Source organism: Musicola keenii (assembly GCF_014855505.1).
Lineage (GTDB): Bacteria > Pseudomonadota > Gammaproteobacteria > Enterobacterales > Enterobacteriaceae > Musicola > Musicola paradisiaca.
Window position 1 is genome coordinate 154825 of the sequence record NZ_JAAWVW010000007.1, and the last position, 15687, is coordinate 170511.

The window sequence follows — 15687 nt, forward strand, 5'->3', positions numbered from 1 at the left end:
CCTGGTGCTGGCTCGCACCTGCCGCGCCGGTACACCGTGACCGAAGATAAACGCCGCGCCATACCGGAATGAGTCGGTATGGCGCGTTTGGTGGTTAGCGATAAAACTCCGCCACCTGATCGAAAATCCGCATTTCTTCGCCGTGGCGCGTCACCTGCAATACGTCTTCCAGTTTTTCAACTTGGCTGATCATCTGCGCGAGCCGCTGATCGTCTTTGACCAACAGCCAGATGCGGCTTTGTTCGTTATCGGGCAACGGCATACACATGATCCCTTCGACGTTAAAGGCACGGCGGGCAAACAGCCCGCAGACGTGGGACATCACGCCCGGATGGTTGCGTACCGACAGTTCCAGTGTGACCTGCGCGGGAGTCGTAGTCGATGTCTGCATGGTATTAATCTCCAATCATCTCGGTATTGGCGGCACCCGGCGGCACCATCGGGAATACTTTTTCGTTGATATCGATCGCGGCGTGAATCAGCACCGGGCCTCGGCGGTGCAATGCATCACGCAATGCTTCCTGCGGATTGTCTGCGGCGTTCAAATCGCAGGTGGCAAAACCGAAACCGGCGGCGATAGCCAAAAAATTAGTCTGGTAGCGGTAATCCGACGCGAAGAAGCGCTGCTGGTAGAACAACTCTTGCTGCTGATGCACCAGCCCCAGCGACTGGTTGTTCATCAACACGATCTTCACGTTCAGGTTTTCTTCGGCGGCGGTGGCCATTTCCTGGATGTTCATCATCAGGCTGCCGTCGCCGGAAAAACACACCACGGTGCGTTCAGGTTCGGCCAGCGCCGCGCCGATAGCGGCTGGAACGCCGAATCCCATGGTGCCGAGACCGCCGGAGGTCAACCATTGACGTGGGCGGCGCAGCGGATACGCCTGAGCGACCCACATCTGATGTTGGCCGACATCGGTGGCGATGATCGCGTTATCGTCCAGTTGCCCGGCAACGGCGTGGATCAGGCCGTAATGACTCAGCGGGTCGTCAACGTTTGGCATGTTGAAGGGAAACTCTTGTTGCAGCCCGCGCATCTGGGCGAGCCACTCAGCGCGTTCATTGCGTTCGATAAGCGGCAGCAGGCAGTCCAGCGCCTGTGCGACATCGGCATTCAACGCAATGTGCGGCTGGCGGATTTTACCCAATTCAGCGGGATCGATATCGATATGGATGATGCTGGCGTCCGGGCAGAACTGCTCCGCCTTGCCGATGGCGCGATCGTCAAAGCGAGCGCCCAGTACGACCAACAGATCCGATTGTTGCAGGAGCAGGTTGGTGGCGCGGGCGGCGTGCATGCCCAACATCCCCAGCGACAACGGGTGGTCTACCGGCATGGCACCCAGCGCCATCAGCGTCATGGTGGTGGGCAGGCCGGCGCGTTCTGCCAGTTCGGTCGCCTGGCGATGTGCGCCAGCACTGATGATGCCGCCGCCAAGATACAGGATCGGGCGTTTGGCGCGGTTGATCATTGCAGCAGCCTGATTAACAGCATGTTGATCGATAGCCGGTGCGGCGGCCGGCGCATCCGGCGTCGGCAGTTCGGCCAGATCGAGGGTGGCGGTCTGTACATCCTTCGGAATATCCACCCATACCGGGCCGGGGCGGCCAGATTGGGCAATGCGGAACGCATCATTGATGACACGCGGCAGCTCGCTGATATCGCGTACCAAATAGTTGTGTTTAGTCACCGGGATGGAAATACCGTAGGTGTCCACTTCCTGAAAGGCATCGGTTCCGATCATGCCGGAAGAGACCTGGCCGGTAATGCACACCAGCGGGATGGAGTCGAGCTTGGCGTCGGCGATGGCGGTCAGCAGATTGGTGGCGCCCGGCCCGCTGGAGGCCATGCACACCGCCGCTTTGCCCTGTGCCCGAGCCATGCCTTGGGCAATGAATCCAGCCCCCTGTTCGTGACGAGCCAGTACGTGGCGGATGGTTCGGCTTTGTCCTAGCGCATCGTACAACGGCAAGGCAGCGCCGCCCGGGATCCCGGTTACGGTAGTGATGCCTTGCTGTTCCAGCAAACGGACAATCAGCTCAGCTCCTGTATAACGCATAGTCATATCCTTTATCAGAGCCGGTGCTGGGGGAGCGGGGAGGTGGATACGAAAAACCCCGCTCGGCTTGCGCCGGCGGGGTTTGGAATCTTGATTTGGATTCGGAACCCGTTACGGCGCGCTGCCGACCACGACCACCACGACGCGCACGACGACGACCGCGTCTAGCTGCGCGGCGTTGTTAAGTAGTGCGAAAGTAGAGGTGGTGTGTTTCACGGGGAACCTGTTTCGTTTTGGTTAATTAGCGGATTCATCTAACCATGAGTATGGAAAACCAAACAATAGCGAGCAGGGGATGAAAACCAAAATCGTGATGACGATCACGATTTGTTACCTGAACTGACAGTCATTCCCAGAATCCGTGCGACGTGCTCGTGCTGTTGCAGGGTGGCGGTTGGGCCATCATGGGCGATGCGGCCTTCCAGCACTAAAATGCTGCGCGGTGCGATGCGCTGCGCGTCCGACAGGTGGTGGGACACCATCAACAACGTCAGTTGCCGCTCGGTACAGATATCCTCCACCAGCGTGAGCATTTCCTGCCGAAGTGCGGGATCGAGCGCGGAAAACGGTTCGTCCAGCAGCAGGATCGGTTGCTGGCGGATCAGGCAACGCGCCAGCGCCGCGCGTTGACGTTGCCCGCCGGAAACCTGCGACGGCAGGCGATTCAACAGGTCGTCCAGCGCGACTCGCTGCGCAATGCGACGTAGCGTGTCGCGCTGCGCGTGGTCGAGCTTCAAGCCTGGATGCAGCCCGAGAGCAATGTTCTGCCCCAAGGTGAGGTGGGGGAACAGGTTGTTTTCCTGAAACAGGATCGAGACCGGGCGCCGGGCGGGCGGCGTATCGGCATGATCCTGGCCGTTGAGCAACAACCGGCCATGCCCGGCCTGCAGGAAACCGGCAATCAGGGCAAGCAATGTACTTTTCCCAGCACCGCTAGGGCCGAGAATGGCCAATCGTTCGCCGGGATCAAGGTGTAGATCGAAGCGCATCGGCAAATGTTGGTAGAGATAGGTCAACTTATCCAGCGTGATCATGACGGCCTGCCAGTTTCTCAATCAGGGTGAATAACAAAAAACAGAGCAACAGCAGCAGCAGTGCGGTCACGGCGCCATCAGCGCTGCGGTAGGCGCCAATCTGTTGATAAAGATAGAACGGCAGAGTACGAAACGACTCGCTGCCGAACAGCGCGATGACGCCGAAGTCGCCCACCGACAGCACGCAGGCAAAGGCCAGCGCCTGAGCGATCGGCGGTTTGAGTGCCCGCAACTCCACCACTTTCAGCCGCTGCCAACCGTGAATATCCAGCGACTGACACAACGGGCCATAGCGCTGTGCGATATCCAGCATCGGATTTTCCAGCACTTTCATTGCGTAGGGAATGGCCATCAGCGCGTTGGTGAGCACCACCAGTTCATAGGGCGAGGTCGGTAATCCGACGGTATGGGTGAATATCAGAAAAAAGCCGGTCGCCAACACGATGCCCGGCATCGCCAGAATGAGCAGGCCGCTCAGTTCCAGCCATTGTGCGGCCTGTGTGCGCTGCCGCAGCCGCAACTCCCTGCTGCTCCACAACAACATCAACGTCAGGATGACGCACAGTACGCCGGAAGCCAGCGCGATGCGCAGCGAAGTCCATAATGTCTGCCATAGCGCATTCTGGCGTATGACGCTGACGAGCGAACCGTGCAGCCCATCAGCCATCACGGCCAGCAATGGCGGCAGTAACAGCAGGAGTGCCGCGACAATCAACAGGGTATCGGCGATGCGGCTGAACGGGCTGTCCTGAGGATCCCGCCAGTCACGCTGCTGGCTGATGCCGACCGGCAGCAGTGTGGTTAACCGCTGCCCAAGCAGCGTCAATCCCAGACAACAGATCAGCTGTAACAGTGCCAGCAGCGCCGCACGCGCCGGGTCGTAATCAAAACTCAGCGCCTGATAAATCGCCAGCTCGATGGTGGTTGCCTGCGGGCCGCCGCCTAAAGAAAGCACGGTAGCGAAACTGGCGAAGCAGAGCATGAAAATCAGCGATCCCGCCGGGAGTAACTGACGGCGCAGCCAGGGCCATTCCACCAGCCGGAAAAAATGCCAGCCGCGCATGCCGAGCTGTGCCGCCAACTGGCGCTGTTCGCTGGAAATACTCTCCAGCGCCTGCAGCATCAGCCGAGTCGCCAGCGGCAGATTGAAGAACACATGGGCCAGCAGGATGCCCTGCAAACCGTAAGGCGAGAAGCGATAATGCAGCCCGAACAGCGCCAATAGCTGCGCCAGCCAGCCTTCGCGGCCATATACGCTGAGGATACCGAACACCGCCACCAGCACCGGCAGCACCAGCGTCATGGCGCATAGCCGCAACAGCCAGCGCCGGCCGGGGAAACGACGTCGGTAGAGCGCGCGCGCCAGAAACAGCGCGGGAAGTGTGGAAAGCAGGGCGGAAAGCAGCGCCTGCCAGACGCTGAATCCGATGACATGCCACAGATAACTATCCTGCCACAGTGACAACCATGGCGCCTGCGGCGCATCAAGCCACAGCGCGCCGAAGGCCAGCACGGCGGTGGCCGTCAACAACGAGGCTGCCAGACCGCCGGCCCACAGCCAGCCGGGAATCAGCGGCTGACGGCGCGTTGCCATGCCTGCACCCAGCTTGCGCGTTGTTCAGCGACCTGCTGTGGGGTGAACGACAACGAGGTCTTGGGCACAATCAGGCTGTTATAGCCCGCAGGTAACTCGGTTTTGACCGCCGGGTACATCCAGTTGGTGGTCGGGATGATCTGCTGGAAAGCCGGGCTGACCATGAACTGCAGGAAACGCTCCGCCAACTGGGGGTTTTTACTGCCGGCCAGACGGCCGGCTACTTCTACTTGCAGGTAATGGCCCTCGGCGAAATCAGCGGCGGCATAGGTGTCTTTCTTCTCGGCGATGATGTGATAGGCCGGCGACGTGGTGTAGCTCAGTACCAGATCCGCCTCGCCTTTGAGGAATAGACCGTAAGCTTCGCTCCATCCCTTGGTGACGGTAACGGTTTTTTTAGCCAGTTGCTGCCAGGCTTGCGGCGTCTGGTCGCCGTACACTTTTTGCATCCACAGCAGCAAGCCTAACCCCGGCGTGCTGGTGCGAGGGTCTTCGTAAATCACCTTCCACGGCTGGTTGCTTTCCACCAGTTCACGCAGGCTTGTCGGCGGGTTTTTCAGCTTGTCTTTGTTGTAGACGAAGGCGAAGTAGCCGTAGTCGAACGGCAGAAAGGTGTCGTTTTTCCAACCGCCGGGTACGACCAGCGCATCGGTGCTAATACCGTGTTTGCTGAACAGGCCGGTTTGTTCCGCTGCCTGCAGCAGGTTGTTGTCCAGGCCCAAGACAATATCGGCCGGGCTGTTTTTGCCTTCCATGCGCAGGCGGTTAAGCAATGAGACGCCATCTTCCAGCGCGACGAATTTCAGTTCGCAGTTGCAGGTTTTTTCAAAGGCGGTTTTGACGCCCGGCCCCGGCCCCCATTCTGACGCGAATGAGTCGTAGGTGTAGACCGTGAGCGTCGGTTTGGCGAACACGGGGGCGGATAGTAATAGCAGGCAGGACAGTAATTTTTTTAACACTTTGCACTCCAATTTTTAGCGGATGGCAAAGGTCTTTGAGCAGGCCGGAAGCAGTCTCAAATCCCTTCGCCGGTATTAACCGGATCAGGTTCGACGGGTATTTTCTCAGCGACAAACCGAACAGCGGCGGCATCGCACCCCGTTGAGAACGGCGGTATTGTAAGATGAACGTTACAGAAGGGAAAGCACGGAATCTGGCCGCATGCGCTCCGGTTGACGTCGACATGTACGACGCGACAATCGCTGTGCGGCGCGCGTTTAGAGATTATCCGGCGGTGCAAACCAGGCGGATTTGAAATCGAACCACCCGCGGGTATTGAGATGGATGCCGCGCATGCTGCGTTGCCCCTGCAATTGCAGCCAATGGTGAAATAGCGGGTGGATTTGCTGGCGTTGTATCAGCGCCTGTCCCCAATCCGGCAAAGAGAGCGAGCCCTGCCGCCATTGGCGGGCGGTCGCGGCCAGATCTTCGTCTATGCAGTGTTGCAGCAGCGGCATTTCATACAACATGGCAAACAGCGAGAATTCGAGCGGCAAGGCAAAGTTGGCGCTGCCGAGCCACAGATCGCTATCGCCTTGCCCTTGATACCACTTTTCATAATCCAGATGCTGCACGCTGAGCGTGACATCGTACTGCGCCAACAGACGCGCCATGATGTCGGTAATATCCTGATATTCGGGGTGATCGCGATAGCTGGTGATACGCAGCTGAGCCAGCGACGCCGGCTTTTCCTGCAAGGCGCGCGGAATATTGTGATGCCAGCGCGGCAGCAGGCCGTAGGCGGGCGACCAACTGCTCTGGTAAATATCGCCCGCCTGGCCGAGCATGGCGACCGGGCTAAGCACCTGGCAGAGCCAACGCCGGACAGCCGGATCGCACATGGTCGGCGCGCGTCGATCGAACAGGAGGTAGTAACAGCCTTCCTCCAAGCGGTTTTCCAGTTCGTCGGTATGTGTATCGTCTCCCTGTAACTGTATTGAGCAGGGAGAGCGCGACGGTTCATCAGGCAGTACCCAAATACTGACTTCATCGATCAGCGCACGGTAGCCAAAGTAGTCGTCAAATGCCTGAATCTTAAGTTGGCTATGGGTGTTTTTCACCACCGAGTATGGGCCGGTACCCACTGGCTGACGCACGAAGTCCGGCAGTGTTTGCCACTCTTTCGGGATGATCATCGCCGGAACGCTGCCCAGCAGCCATGGCAGCCAAACGTCGGGCATGCTGAGCTCAATATCCAGCACGAACGGAGTGGGGGAAGTAATGGCGACCAAATGTGAGAACAGCGGCGACAGCGTCAGCCGTTTTAGGGAAGTGACCACGTCTTCCATCGTCATTTCCCGACCGTGATGAAAGCGTACCGCCGGACGCAGATAAAACCGCCAATGCAGTGGCGACAGTGCCTGCCAGTGGTGCGCCAGATCCGGCAGGAGTTCCCCATTTTCCTCATTTATGCTGGTCAACCCGCTGAAGATCTGCCGGGCCAGGTGCATTTCGGAACGCCGTAATGCATTGCCGGGCATCAGGTTATGCATCGGGCGATAATAGAGTATGCGCAGCAGGTGGCGGCCCTGGCGGAAGCTGCGTCCCAGGTGGGACAACAGCATCTGGCGCAGGGTTTCCTTGTCGCCGACCAATTGCACCAACTGGTCGATACGGTCTTGTTCCAATAGGTCTTCGGCTCGTTGCTGTTGCAACGTCAGGCCGGTGTACAGGAACGTCAGGCGTGAACGTTTTCCGCGTCCCGCTTCCGCATGCCAGAGCAGCCAACCCTGATCCTGCATGGCGCGCAGCAGTGACCGAATATGGCGGCGCGAACAATTCAGCAGGATGGCCAATTCCTGTAGCGTGGTGTCGGTATCCTGGCCCTGAAAGCATTGCCATAACCGGACAAACTGCTGTTGCAAACGAGTCGATGACATAAAAGGGGAACTCCACGGCGGAAAGTCATCAATATATTTTTCCCTATATTACGTCGATACTTTGGGTCAGTGAACAACGCAGTGTGAGGAGGCGGATGATGACCTGTCAGTATCGTTTCTATGTGCGTTGGCTGCGTCACGGCAGGCGCGGTTTATGGTGTTTTTTGTCGACGTCACAGCGTATGGCATTGCTGTTGCAGGTGACACAGTGGCAGATTGGCGAGATGAACGAAGAAGAATATCGCCATTGGCTGTGATAACGGATGTGAGTGTTGCGGCATCGCGGCTTCAGGTGACGTTCCGTCAGCAAAGACCGTGTACCGGTGTCGTCCGGTTCCGGAGCGGCCTGATTTTCTGAGTAATGGTGCGTTTCACCAGCCAGCGGAATGATCCGCTGGCTTTTTTTATGCTCAATGCAGTCTGAAGACCGCGGGTTTTACTCCACTGGCTTGAGTTTAGCCACGAAATGGCGCAACACCGGCGGTTCGTAGGTGAACGTCAGGCCTTTGATGTCATGCGCCTGGGCTTTCAGCGCAATTAATGCATCGGCGATGTAGTCCATATGGTCATTGGTGTAAACCCGGCGGGGGATAGTTAACCGCAATAGCTCCAGCGGCGAGGGTTTCTGCTCACCGGTGTCCGGGTCGCGCCCCAGCAGCAGCGAACCGATCTCCACGCTACGGATCCCTGCCTCCAGATAGAGTGCGTTGTTCAGCGCCTGCGCCGGGAATTGTTCCGGCGGAATATGGGGCAGCAATTTTTTGGCATCGACGAACACCGCGTGCCCGCCCACCGGGTACTGAATCGGGATACCGGCGGCTTTCAGGCGTTCGCCGAGGTAAGTCACCTGACCGATACGATAGGTGAGAAAGTCTTCATTGGTGCCCTCTTCCAGACCGATGGCCAGCGCTTCCATATCACGCCCGGCCAGCCCGCCATAGGTGACGAAACCTTCCAGCGGCACGCAGCGTACCCGCACGTCGTTGTACAGATCTTCATCGCTGCGAAAACAGCACAGGCCGCCGATATTCACCATCGGATCCTTTTTCGCCGACATGGTGAGCATATCGCCGTACTGATACATCTCGTAAATGATGTCTTTGATGCTCCGTTGCTGATAACCCGCTTCGCGCTGTTTGATAAACCAGGCGTTTTCGCAGAAACGGGCGGAATCGATCACGACCGGGATCCGGTGCTGCTGCGCAATACGGTAGACCTCGCGCATATTGCTCATGGAAACCGGCTGGCCGCCGGAGCTGTTGCACGTCACCGTGGTGATGATGGCGACCACATTTTCCGGGCCGTGCTGTTCGATGGCCGATTGCAGTAGATCGAGATCGAAATCGCCTTTCCAGTCGTAATAGGTGGTGGTGTCGAATGCTTTCGGCGTGACGACGTTGATGGCGCGTGCTCCGGTCATTTCGACGTGTGCAGCGGTGGTATCAAAATGAAAATTAGAGATGAAGACCGGCTTTTGTCCGCCACCTTCCCGGCGTTTTTTCGCCAGCAGGCAGGGAAACAGGATCTGTTCTGCGCCACGTCCTTGATGGGTCGGGATGGTAAAGGGGTAGCCCAACAGCGATTTCACCTGATCGCATAAGTGGTAATAGTTGCGTGAACCGGCGTAGGCTTCGTCCCCCATCATCAGGCCTGCCCATTGACGGTCGCTCATCGCGCCGGTGCCGGAATCGGTCAGCAGGTCGATATAGACATCCTCGCTGCGCAGCAGAAACGGGTTGTAGCCCGCGTCCTGTAGCGCTTGTTCACGTTCGGCGCGGGATGTCATACGGATGTTTTCCACCATTTTGATGCGAAAAGGCTCGGGAATGCGTTTCATGCGATATCTCCATGACGCCAGTGTGCGGGCATGAGCGCCGCAATACGGGGTCAATAAATTGAAGTAAAAGGAAAAAGTCAGCTTAGTGATGAATCAGGCATGAAACGGACGAGGGAAATCGTTGGTGAGACGGTGGTCGATGTTAAACCAAGGGCGATTATCGCCGGAGATGCTCAGGCGATAACACCGAATGATGCGTGTCATGAGTCCTCCCTACGCAGGGTATAACGGAACCACAGCATAAAACGTCTCTGCGGTGGGGACTGTGATCGCTCCGGCAGTCAGAAGCGAGGCCTTGTGCTTACCGGTGTAAATGCTATAGATAATTGTTATCATTATCGTCTTTGCGGCGAGGCCGGGTGAGGCCGGTTTGCGGGCAGACGTGATGATTTGACAACCAGAGAGGCGGATTATGTCGGGAGTTCAGGGGTATAAGGTGTTTGATATCACATTGATGCGCAAGGAAATGCTGACACCATCGTTGATGTGTTGCGTGTTTGGCGGCGAGGCGGTCAGGGAAATGAAAATGGGCGCGCCGGACCAACGCATCAAACTGCTGTTTCCTTCTGAAGACGGCACGCCCTCCCGGTTGCCGACCGAAGGTGAATGGTATCGGCTGGCGCAGCAGTTGCCGAAGGCGCAGCGGCCGATTCCACGCACCTATACGATGCGACGTCTGGACACAGAAAAAGGCGAAATGGAGGTGGAGTTTGTTATCCACGGAACCGAAGGCCCGGCATCGTCCTGGGCGATGACGGCCCAGCCGGGTGCTGAAGTTCAGGCGGTGGCGCCCAATGGCGCTTTTCCTGATGATTGTGGTGGGTATGAGTGGGTGTTGCCGCCCAGGGTGACGCAAGTGATGTTGGCCGCCGATGAAACGGCCTTGCCGGCGGTGAAAGGCATTCTTGAGCAGCTCGCTGAACGGGCTGAACCGCCACGAGTTCAGGCGTTTATCGAGGTACCGCTGGCGGCGGACTGCGTCGACCTGAGCCAGTTCGCTTTTGCTGAGGTGTTCTGGCTGCCGCGTGAAGATACCGGTGCGAGCTATGGTGAGCGGTTATTGGCGGCGGTACGCCAGTCGGCGCAGTTGCCGGAAGCCGTATCCCCGTCGGGTCTGGACGTGCAGGAGATTCCTGACGATGAGGTGCTGTGGGAACGTGCTCAGGTGCAGCAAGGCGAGTTTTTCGGGTGGATTGCTGCCGAGTCTTCGTCAGTAAAGAACCTGCGGCGTTATCTGCTGGGAGAGCGCGGTATTGCACGCGAAGCGGTGACGTTTATGGCTTATTGGAGCCGTGGGGCTCGTTCACATTAATCAGGTTAAAACAAAGCCCACCGAGGTGGGCTTTACCGTCGTAAACCGTGGCATTAACGCAGGAATGCCGGTTGCTGTTGTTCGTAACGGGCGATCGCCGCATCGTGCTGTAACGTCAGGCCGATACTGTCCAGCCCGTTGATCATGCAGTGACGACGGAAGCTGTCGATCTCGAACGAATAGGTTTTCTCGCCGGCCTGCACGGTCTGGGCTTCCAGATCCACCGTAAAAGTGATGCCGTTGTGGTTTGCCACCAGAGTGAACAGATCGTCAATGTCATTTTCGCTCAGTTTCACCGGCAGCAACTGGTTGTTGAAGGCGTTGCCGTAGAAGATGTCGGCGAAGCTCGGTGCGATCACCACTTTGAAACCGTAGTCGGTCAACGCCCAGGGGGCGTGTTCGCGGGACGATCCGCAGCCGAAGTTTTCACGAGCCAACAGGATGCTGGCGCCTTTATAGCGCGGCTGGTTCAGTACGAACTCCGGGTTGGGGTGCTGGCCCGCGTCATCAAGAAAGCGCCAGTCGTGGAACAGATGCTGACCGAACCCGGTACGGGTGACTTTCTGCAGGAACTGTTTCGGGATGATCGCATCGGTATCGACATTGGCGGCATCCAGCGGCACCACCAGACCTGTGTGTTGAGTAAATTTAGCCATGGTTGCCTCTCTTAATTCAGTTCACGGATATCAGCGAAACGGCCCGTCACCGCCGCCGCCGCGGCCATCGCCGGGCTGAGCAGATGGGTGCGGCCGCCACGGCCCTGACGCCCTTCGAAGTTGCGGTTGCTGGTGGAGGCGCAACGCTCGCCCGGATTCAACCGGTCGTTATTCATGGCCAGACACATGGAGCAGCCGGGCAGACGCCATTCGAAACCGGCTTCGATAAAGATCTTGTCCAGACCTTCCTCCTCCGCCTGTGCTTTGACCGGGCCAGACCCCGGCACCACGTAAGCTTGTACGCCGGCGGCGACTTTGCGGCCTTTAGCGATAGCCGCCGCCGCTCGCAGATCTTCAATCCGGGAGTTGGTGCAGGAACCGATGAACACTTTGTCGATGGCGACATCGGTCAGTTTTACACCTGCCTCCAGGCCCATGTAGGCCAGCGCTTTGGCTGCGGATGCGCGTTCCACCGGATCGTTGAAGGACTCCGGCGCCGGAATCTGCTGGTTGACGGCGATCACCTGGCCTGGGTTGGTGCCCCAGGTGACTTGCGGCGCGATATCGGCGGCGCTCAGGGTGACAACTGCATCAAAAACGGCGTCGGCATCGGATTTCAGCGATGTCCAATAGGCGACGGCGTCATCCCAATCGCTGCCTTTCGGCGCGAACTGACGGCCTTTCAGGTAGGCGAAGGTGGTTTCATCCGGCGCGACCAGGCCGGCCTTGGCGCCCATTTCGATCGCCATGTTGCACAGGGTCATACGGCCTTCCATGCTCAGCGCTTCAATCGCCTTGCCGCAGAATTCCACAACATAGCCAGTACCGCCTGCGCTACCGGTTTTGCCGATGATCGCCAGTACAATGTCTTTGGCGGTGATGCCGGGAGCGGCGTCGCCGGTGACTTCGATTTTCATGGTTTTGGCGCGGCCCTGTTTCAAGGTCTGCGTCGCCAGCACATGTTCGACTTCTGAAGTACCGATACCAAATGCCAGAGCGCCGAAAGCGCCGTGGGTGGCGGTGTGGGAGTCGCCGCAGACGATGGTCATACCCGGCAGGGTCATGCCCTGTTCCGGCCCGATCACATGCACGATGCCCTGAAACGGATGATTCAGGTCATACAGTTGGACGCCGAATTCAGCGCAGTTCTTGATAAGCTCCTGCATTTGAATACGGGCCATTTCGCCGCTGGCGTTGATGTCGCGCGTCTGGGTCGAGACGTTGTGATCCATGGTGGCGAAGGTTTTGCCCGGCTGGCGAACGCTACGCCCCATGGCGCGCAGGCCGTCGAACGCCTGCGGCGATGTGACTTCGTGCACCAGATGCCTGTCGATATACAGCAGCGGCGTTTCATTCGGCGCTTCGTGAACCACATGTGCTTCAAACAGCTTCTGATATAAGGTCTTACTCATGATTACGCCTCTTCCGCTACAAACCGGGCAATTGCGTCGCCCATTTCATCGGTGCTGACGGCATTGCCGTCGCTGGTCAGATCGCCGGTACGATAACCGGCCGCCAGCGCTTTATTCACCGCCAGTTCAATGGCGTCTGCCGCTTCGCCGGCGTTCAGGCTGTAGCGCAGCAGCAGGGCGGCGGACAGAATCTGGGCAATGGGGTTGGCGATGTTTTTGCCGGCAATATCCGGTGCGGAACCGCCCGCGGGTTCGTACAAGCCAAAACCCTGTTCGTTCAGGCTGGCTGACGGCAGCATCCCCATCGAACCGGTGATCATGGCGCATTCATCGGACAGAATGTCGCCGAACAGGTTGGAACACAGCAGGACGTCGAATTGAGCCGGGTCTTTGATCAGCTGCATGGTGGCGTTGTCGATGTACAGATGGTTCAGGTGCACGTCCGGGTAGTCACGCGCAATTTCATTGACGATTTCACGCCACAGAATTGAGCTTTGCAGCACGTTGGCTTTGTCGATGGAGGTCACGACGCGGCGGCGTTTACGGGCGGATTCAAACGCGATGCGCGCAATACGTTCAATTTCAAAACGGTGATAGACCTCGGTATCGAACGCGCGTTCGTGCATGCCGCTGCCTTCGCGCCCCTTCGGCTGACCAAAATAGATACCGCCCGTCAGTTCACGCACACACAGGATATCGAAGCCTTTGGCCGCGATATCGCTGCGCAGCGGGCAGAACGCTTCCAGACCCTGATACAGTTTCGCCGGGCGCAGGTTGCTGAACAGTCGAAAGTGCTTGCGCAACGGCAACAGCGCGCCACGCTCAGGCTGTTCTGCGGGTGGCAGGTGTTCCCATTTCGGGCCGCCGACCGAACCGAACAGTATGGCGTCGGCCTGCTCGCAGCCGGCAATGGTGCCCTGCGGCAGCGGGGTACCCTGACGATCGATGGCGATACCGCCGACGTCGTATTCGCTGGTGGTGATACGCAGATCGAAACGCTGACGAACTGCATCCAGAACCTTGTGGGCTTGCGCCATCACTTCCGGGCCGATGCCATCACCCGGCAGTACGGCGATATGGTAACTCTTGGTCATCACACTGTTTCCTGACTGTTTTGTTTATTGTTGTGTTGCTGCAAACGTTGTACTTCCTTCTCAACCAGTTGCGCCCGTTTGATGTTATTCAATACGTTAACCAGCGCATTGGCGGAGGATTCCACAATATCGGTGGCCAGACCAACGCCATGGAAGCGACGCCCCTGGTATTCGGCGACGATATCCACTTGCCCCAGCGCTTCTTTACCCTGCCCTTTGGCGGACAGCTGGTATTTGACCAGCGTAATCGGGTAGCCGGTGATACGGTTGATAGCCTGATAGACAGCATCGACCGGGCCGTTGCCGGTCGCGGCTTCGGAGATATTTTCTTCACCGCAGAACAGTTTGACGGAAGCGGTCGCCATCACGCTGGAACCGGACTGTACGCTGAAGTAATCCAGACGATAAAACTCGGAGGTTTCCTGCTGGTTATTGATAAACGCCAGCGCTTCCAGATCGTAGTCGAACACCTGGCCTTTTTTATCCGCCAGTTTCAGGAAGGCGGCGTAGAGGTCGTCCATATTGTAGTCGTGTTCTTTGTAACCCATTTCTTCCATGCGGTGTTTCACCGCGGCGCGGCCGGAACGGGAAGTCAGATTCAACTGTACTTCTTTCAGGCCGATGGATTCCGGTGTCATGATTTCGTAGTTTTCGCGGTTTTTCAGTACGCCGTCCTGATGAATACCGGAAGAGTGCGCAAAGGCATTGGCGCCCACCACCGCTTTGTTCGCCGGAATCGGCATATTGCAGATTTTGCTGACGATCTGGCTAGTGCGGTAAATTTCCTGATGGTTTATGCCGGTGTGCAGGCCCATCAGTTGACTACGTACCTTGAGCGCCATAATCACTTCTTCCAACGCACAGTTGCCTGCGCGTTCGCCAATGCCGTTCAGCGTGCCTTCAACCTGGCGCGCACCGGCATGCACTGCCGCCATGGCGTTGCCGACCGCCAGCCCCAGATCATCATGGGTATGGACGGAAATAATGGCTTTGTCGATGTTGGGAACGCGCTGGTACAGAGAAGCGATGATGTTGCCGAATTCGTGGGGCAGGGTGTAGCCGACGGTATCCGGAATGTTGATGGTGCGCGCCCCGGCGTTGATCGCAGCTTCCACGACCCGGGACAGATCTTCAATCGGAGTGCGTCCGGCATCCTCGCAGGAGAATTCAACGTCGTCGGTGTAGTTGCGCGCGCGTTTGATCATGTAGATGGCGCGTTCGATCACTTCGTCCAGCGTGCTGCGCAGCTTAGTGGCGATATGCATCGGCGAGGTGGCGATGAAGGTATGAATGCGGAATGCTTCCGCTACACGCAGCGCTTCAGCGGCCACATCTATATCCTTTTCAACGCAACGAGCGAGCGCGCAGACACGGCTATTCTTGATCTGGCGAGCAATGCTCTGTACGGATTCAAAGTCGCCTGGAGAGGATACCGGAAAACCTACTTCCATAACGTCAACACCCATGCGCTCCAGCGCCATCGCGATCTGAATTTTTTCTTTGACGCTCAAGCTGGCCTGCAATGCCTGTTCACCGTCGCGCAATGTGGTATCGAAAATAATGACTTGCTGGCTCATTGGTCTCTTCCTTTTATCCTGTTTGTCTGGGCGCCCGGCGAGTAAAAAAAAACCCGCGCAGTGGCGCGGGTTTTTATACGTGTGACGTGAAATCAGCTCTGATTTTCGCCCACCGGCATACCGCGCATGTGAGATGCGTTTAGTAGTAGGCCTAGTAGTTGAGCGAAGTTGAACATGTTGTTCTGTCATCCAGAGTGATTAAAATTTTGTGCTGGCGTTATTGGTACTTGAT

General features: G+C 57.7%; 14 protein-coding genes and 1 riboswitch. Of the genes, 2 read left to right on the forward strand and 12 right to left on the reverse strand.

The window, feature by feature from the left end; all coding sequences use genetic code 11:
• Positions 1–94: 94 nt before the first annotated feature.
• The 6 genes from ilvN to sgrR form a co-directional block, all read right to left on the reverse strand.
• Positions 95–391, reverse strand: coding sequence for an acetolactate synthase small subunit (ilvN, locus tag HEP82_RS09835; protein WP_012764249.1), 297 nt, complete (start codon positions 389–391; stop codon positions 95–97).
• Positions 392–395: 4 nt separating this feature from the next.
• Positions 396–2060: an acetolactate synthase large subunit gene (gene ilvB / locus HEP82_RS09840; RefSeq protein ID WP_192457910.1), complete on the reverse strand. Its 1665-nt coding sequence runs from the start codon at positions 2058–2060 to the stop codon at positions 396–398.
• A 320-nt stretch (positions 2061–2380) separates the two neighbouring features.
• Positions 2381–3094, reverse strand: a complete 714-nt coding sequence (gene thiQ / locus HEP82_RS09845) for a thiamine ABC transporter ATP-binding protein ThiQ (RefSeq protein WP_192457911.1) — start codon at positions 3092–3094, stop codon at positions 2381–2383.
• Positions 3078–4688, reverse strand: coding sequence for a thiamine/thiamine pyrophosphate ABC transporter permease ThiP (gene thiP, locus HEP82_RS09850; RefSeq protein WP_192457912.1), 1611 nt, complete (start codon positions 4686–4688; stop codon positions 3078–3080). The genes thiQ and thiP overlap by 17 nt, the downstream gene beginning before the upstream one ends.
• Positions 4664–5647 (reverse strand): thiamine ABC transporter substrate binding subunit, encoded by a 984-nt coding sequence (gene thiB, locus HEP82_RS09855; RefSeq protein ID WP_192457913.1) that lies wholly within the window; start codon positions 5645–5647, stop codon positions 4664–4666. The genes thiP and thiB overlap by 25 nt, the downstream gene beginning before the upstream one ends.
• 43 nt (positions 5648–5690) lie before the next feature.
• Positions 5691–5799, reverse strand: a riboswitch (TPP riboswitch).
• A 106-nt stretch (positions 5800–5905) separates the two neighbouring features.
• Entirely contained in the window at positions 5906–7567 is a 1662-nt protein-coding gene (sgrR, locus tag HEP82_RS09860) for an HTH-type transcriptional regulator SgrR (protein ID WP_192457914.1), read from the reverse strand.
• Positions 7568–7662: 95 nt separating this feature from the next.
• On the opposite strand from sgrR, the gene sgrT reads away from it, so the two are divergent.
• Positions 7663–7824, forward strand: a complete 162-nt coding sequence (sgrT, locus tag HEP82_RS09865; RefSeq protein WP_225622400.1) for a glucose uptake inhibitor SgrT — start codon at positions 7663–7665, stop codon at positions 7822–7824.
• Positions 7825–8003: 179 nt separating this feature from the next.
• On the opposite strand, the gene tnaA is transcribed toward sgrT, so the two are convergent.
• Entirely contained in the window at positions 8004–9404 is a 1401-nt protein-coding gene (gene tnaA, locus HEP82_RS09870; RefSeq protein WP_192457915.1) for a tryptophanase, read from the reverse strand.
• Positions 9405–9497: 93 nt separating this feature from the next.
• A complete protein-coding gene (gene tnaC / locus HEP82_RS09875; protein WP_192457916.1) occupies positions 9498–9608 on the reverse strand; it encodes a tryptophanase leader peptide in 111 nt (36 codons plus the stop codon).
• Positions 9609–9816: 208 nt separating this feature from the next.
• Here tnaC and HEP82_RS09880 point away from each other — a divergent pair, with 208 nt between their 5' ends.
• Positions 9817–10716: a siderophore-interacting protein gene (locus tag HEP82_RS09880; protein WP_192457917.1), complete on the forward strand. Its 900-nt coding sequence runs from the start codon at positions 9817–9819 to the stop codon at positions 10714–10716.
• A 53-nt stretch (positions 10717–10769) separates the two neighbouring features.
• Here HEP82_RS09880 and leuD read toward each other — a convergent pair whose 3' ends face one another.
• From leuD to leuA, 4 genes are read right to left on the reverse strand one after another with little or no spacing between them, the layout of a single operon-like run.
• Positions 10770–11372: a 3-isopropylmalate dehydratase small subunit gene (gene leuD / locus HEP82_RS09885; protein ID WP_192457918.1), complete on the reverse strand. Its 603-nt coding sequence runs from the start codon at positions 11370–11372 to the stop codon at positions 10770–10772.
• A gap of 11 nt (positions 11373–11383) precedes the next feature.
• Positions 11384–12784 (reverse strand): 3-isopropylmalate dehydratase large subunit, encoded by a 1401-nt coding sequence (leuC, locus tag HEP82_RS09890; RefSeq protein ID WP_192457919.1) that lies wholly within the window; start codon positions 12782–12784, stop codon positions 11384–11386.
• A 2-nt stretch (positions 12785–12786) separates the two neighbouring features.
• Positions 12787–13878 (reverse strand): 3-isopropylmalate dehydrogenase, encoded by a 1092-nt coding sequence (leuB, locus tag HEP82_RS09895; RefSeq protein WP_192457920.1) that lies wholly within the window; start codon positions 13876–13878, stop codon positions 12787–12789.
• Positions 13878–15455, reverse strand: a complete 1578-nt coding sequence (gene leuA / locus HEP82_RS09900) for a 2-isopropylmalate synthase (protein WP_192457921.1) — start codon at positions 15453–15455, stop codon at positions 13878–13880. Before leuA ends, leuB begins: the two co-directional genes overlap by 1 nt.
• Positions 15456–15687: the final 232 nt, after the last annotated feature.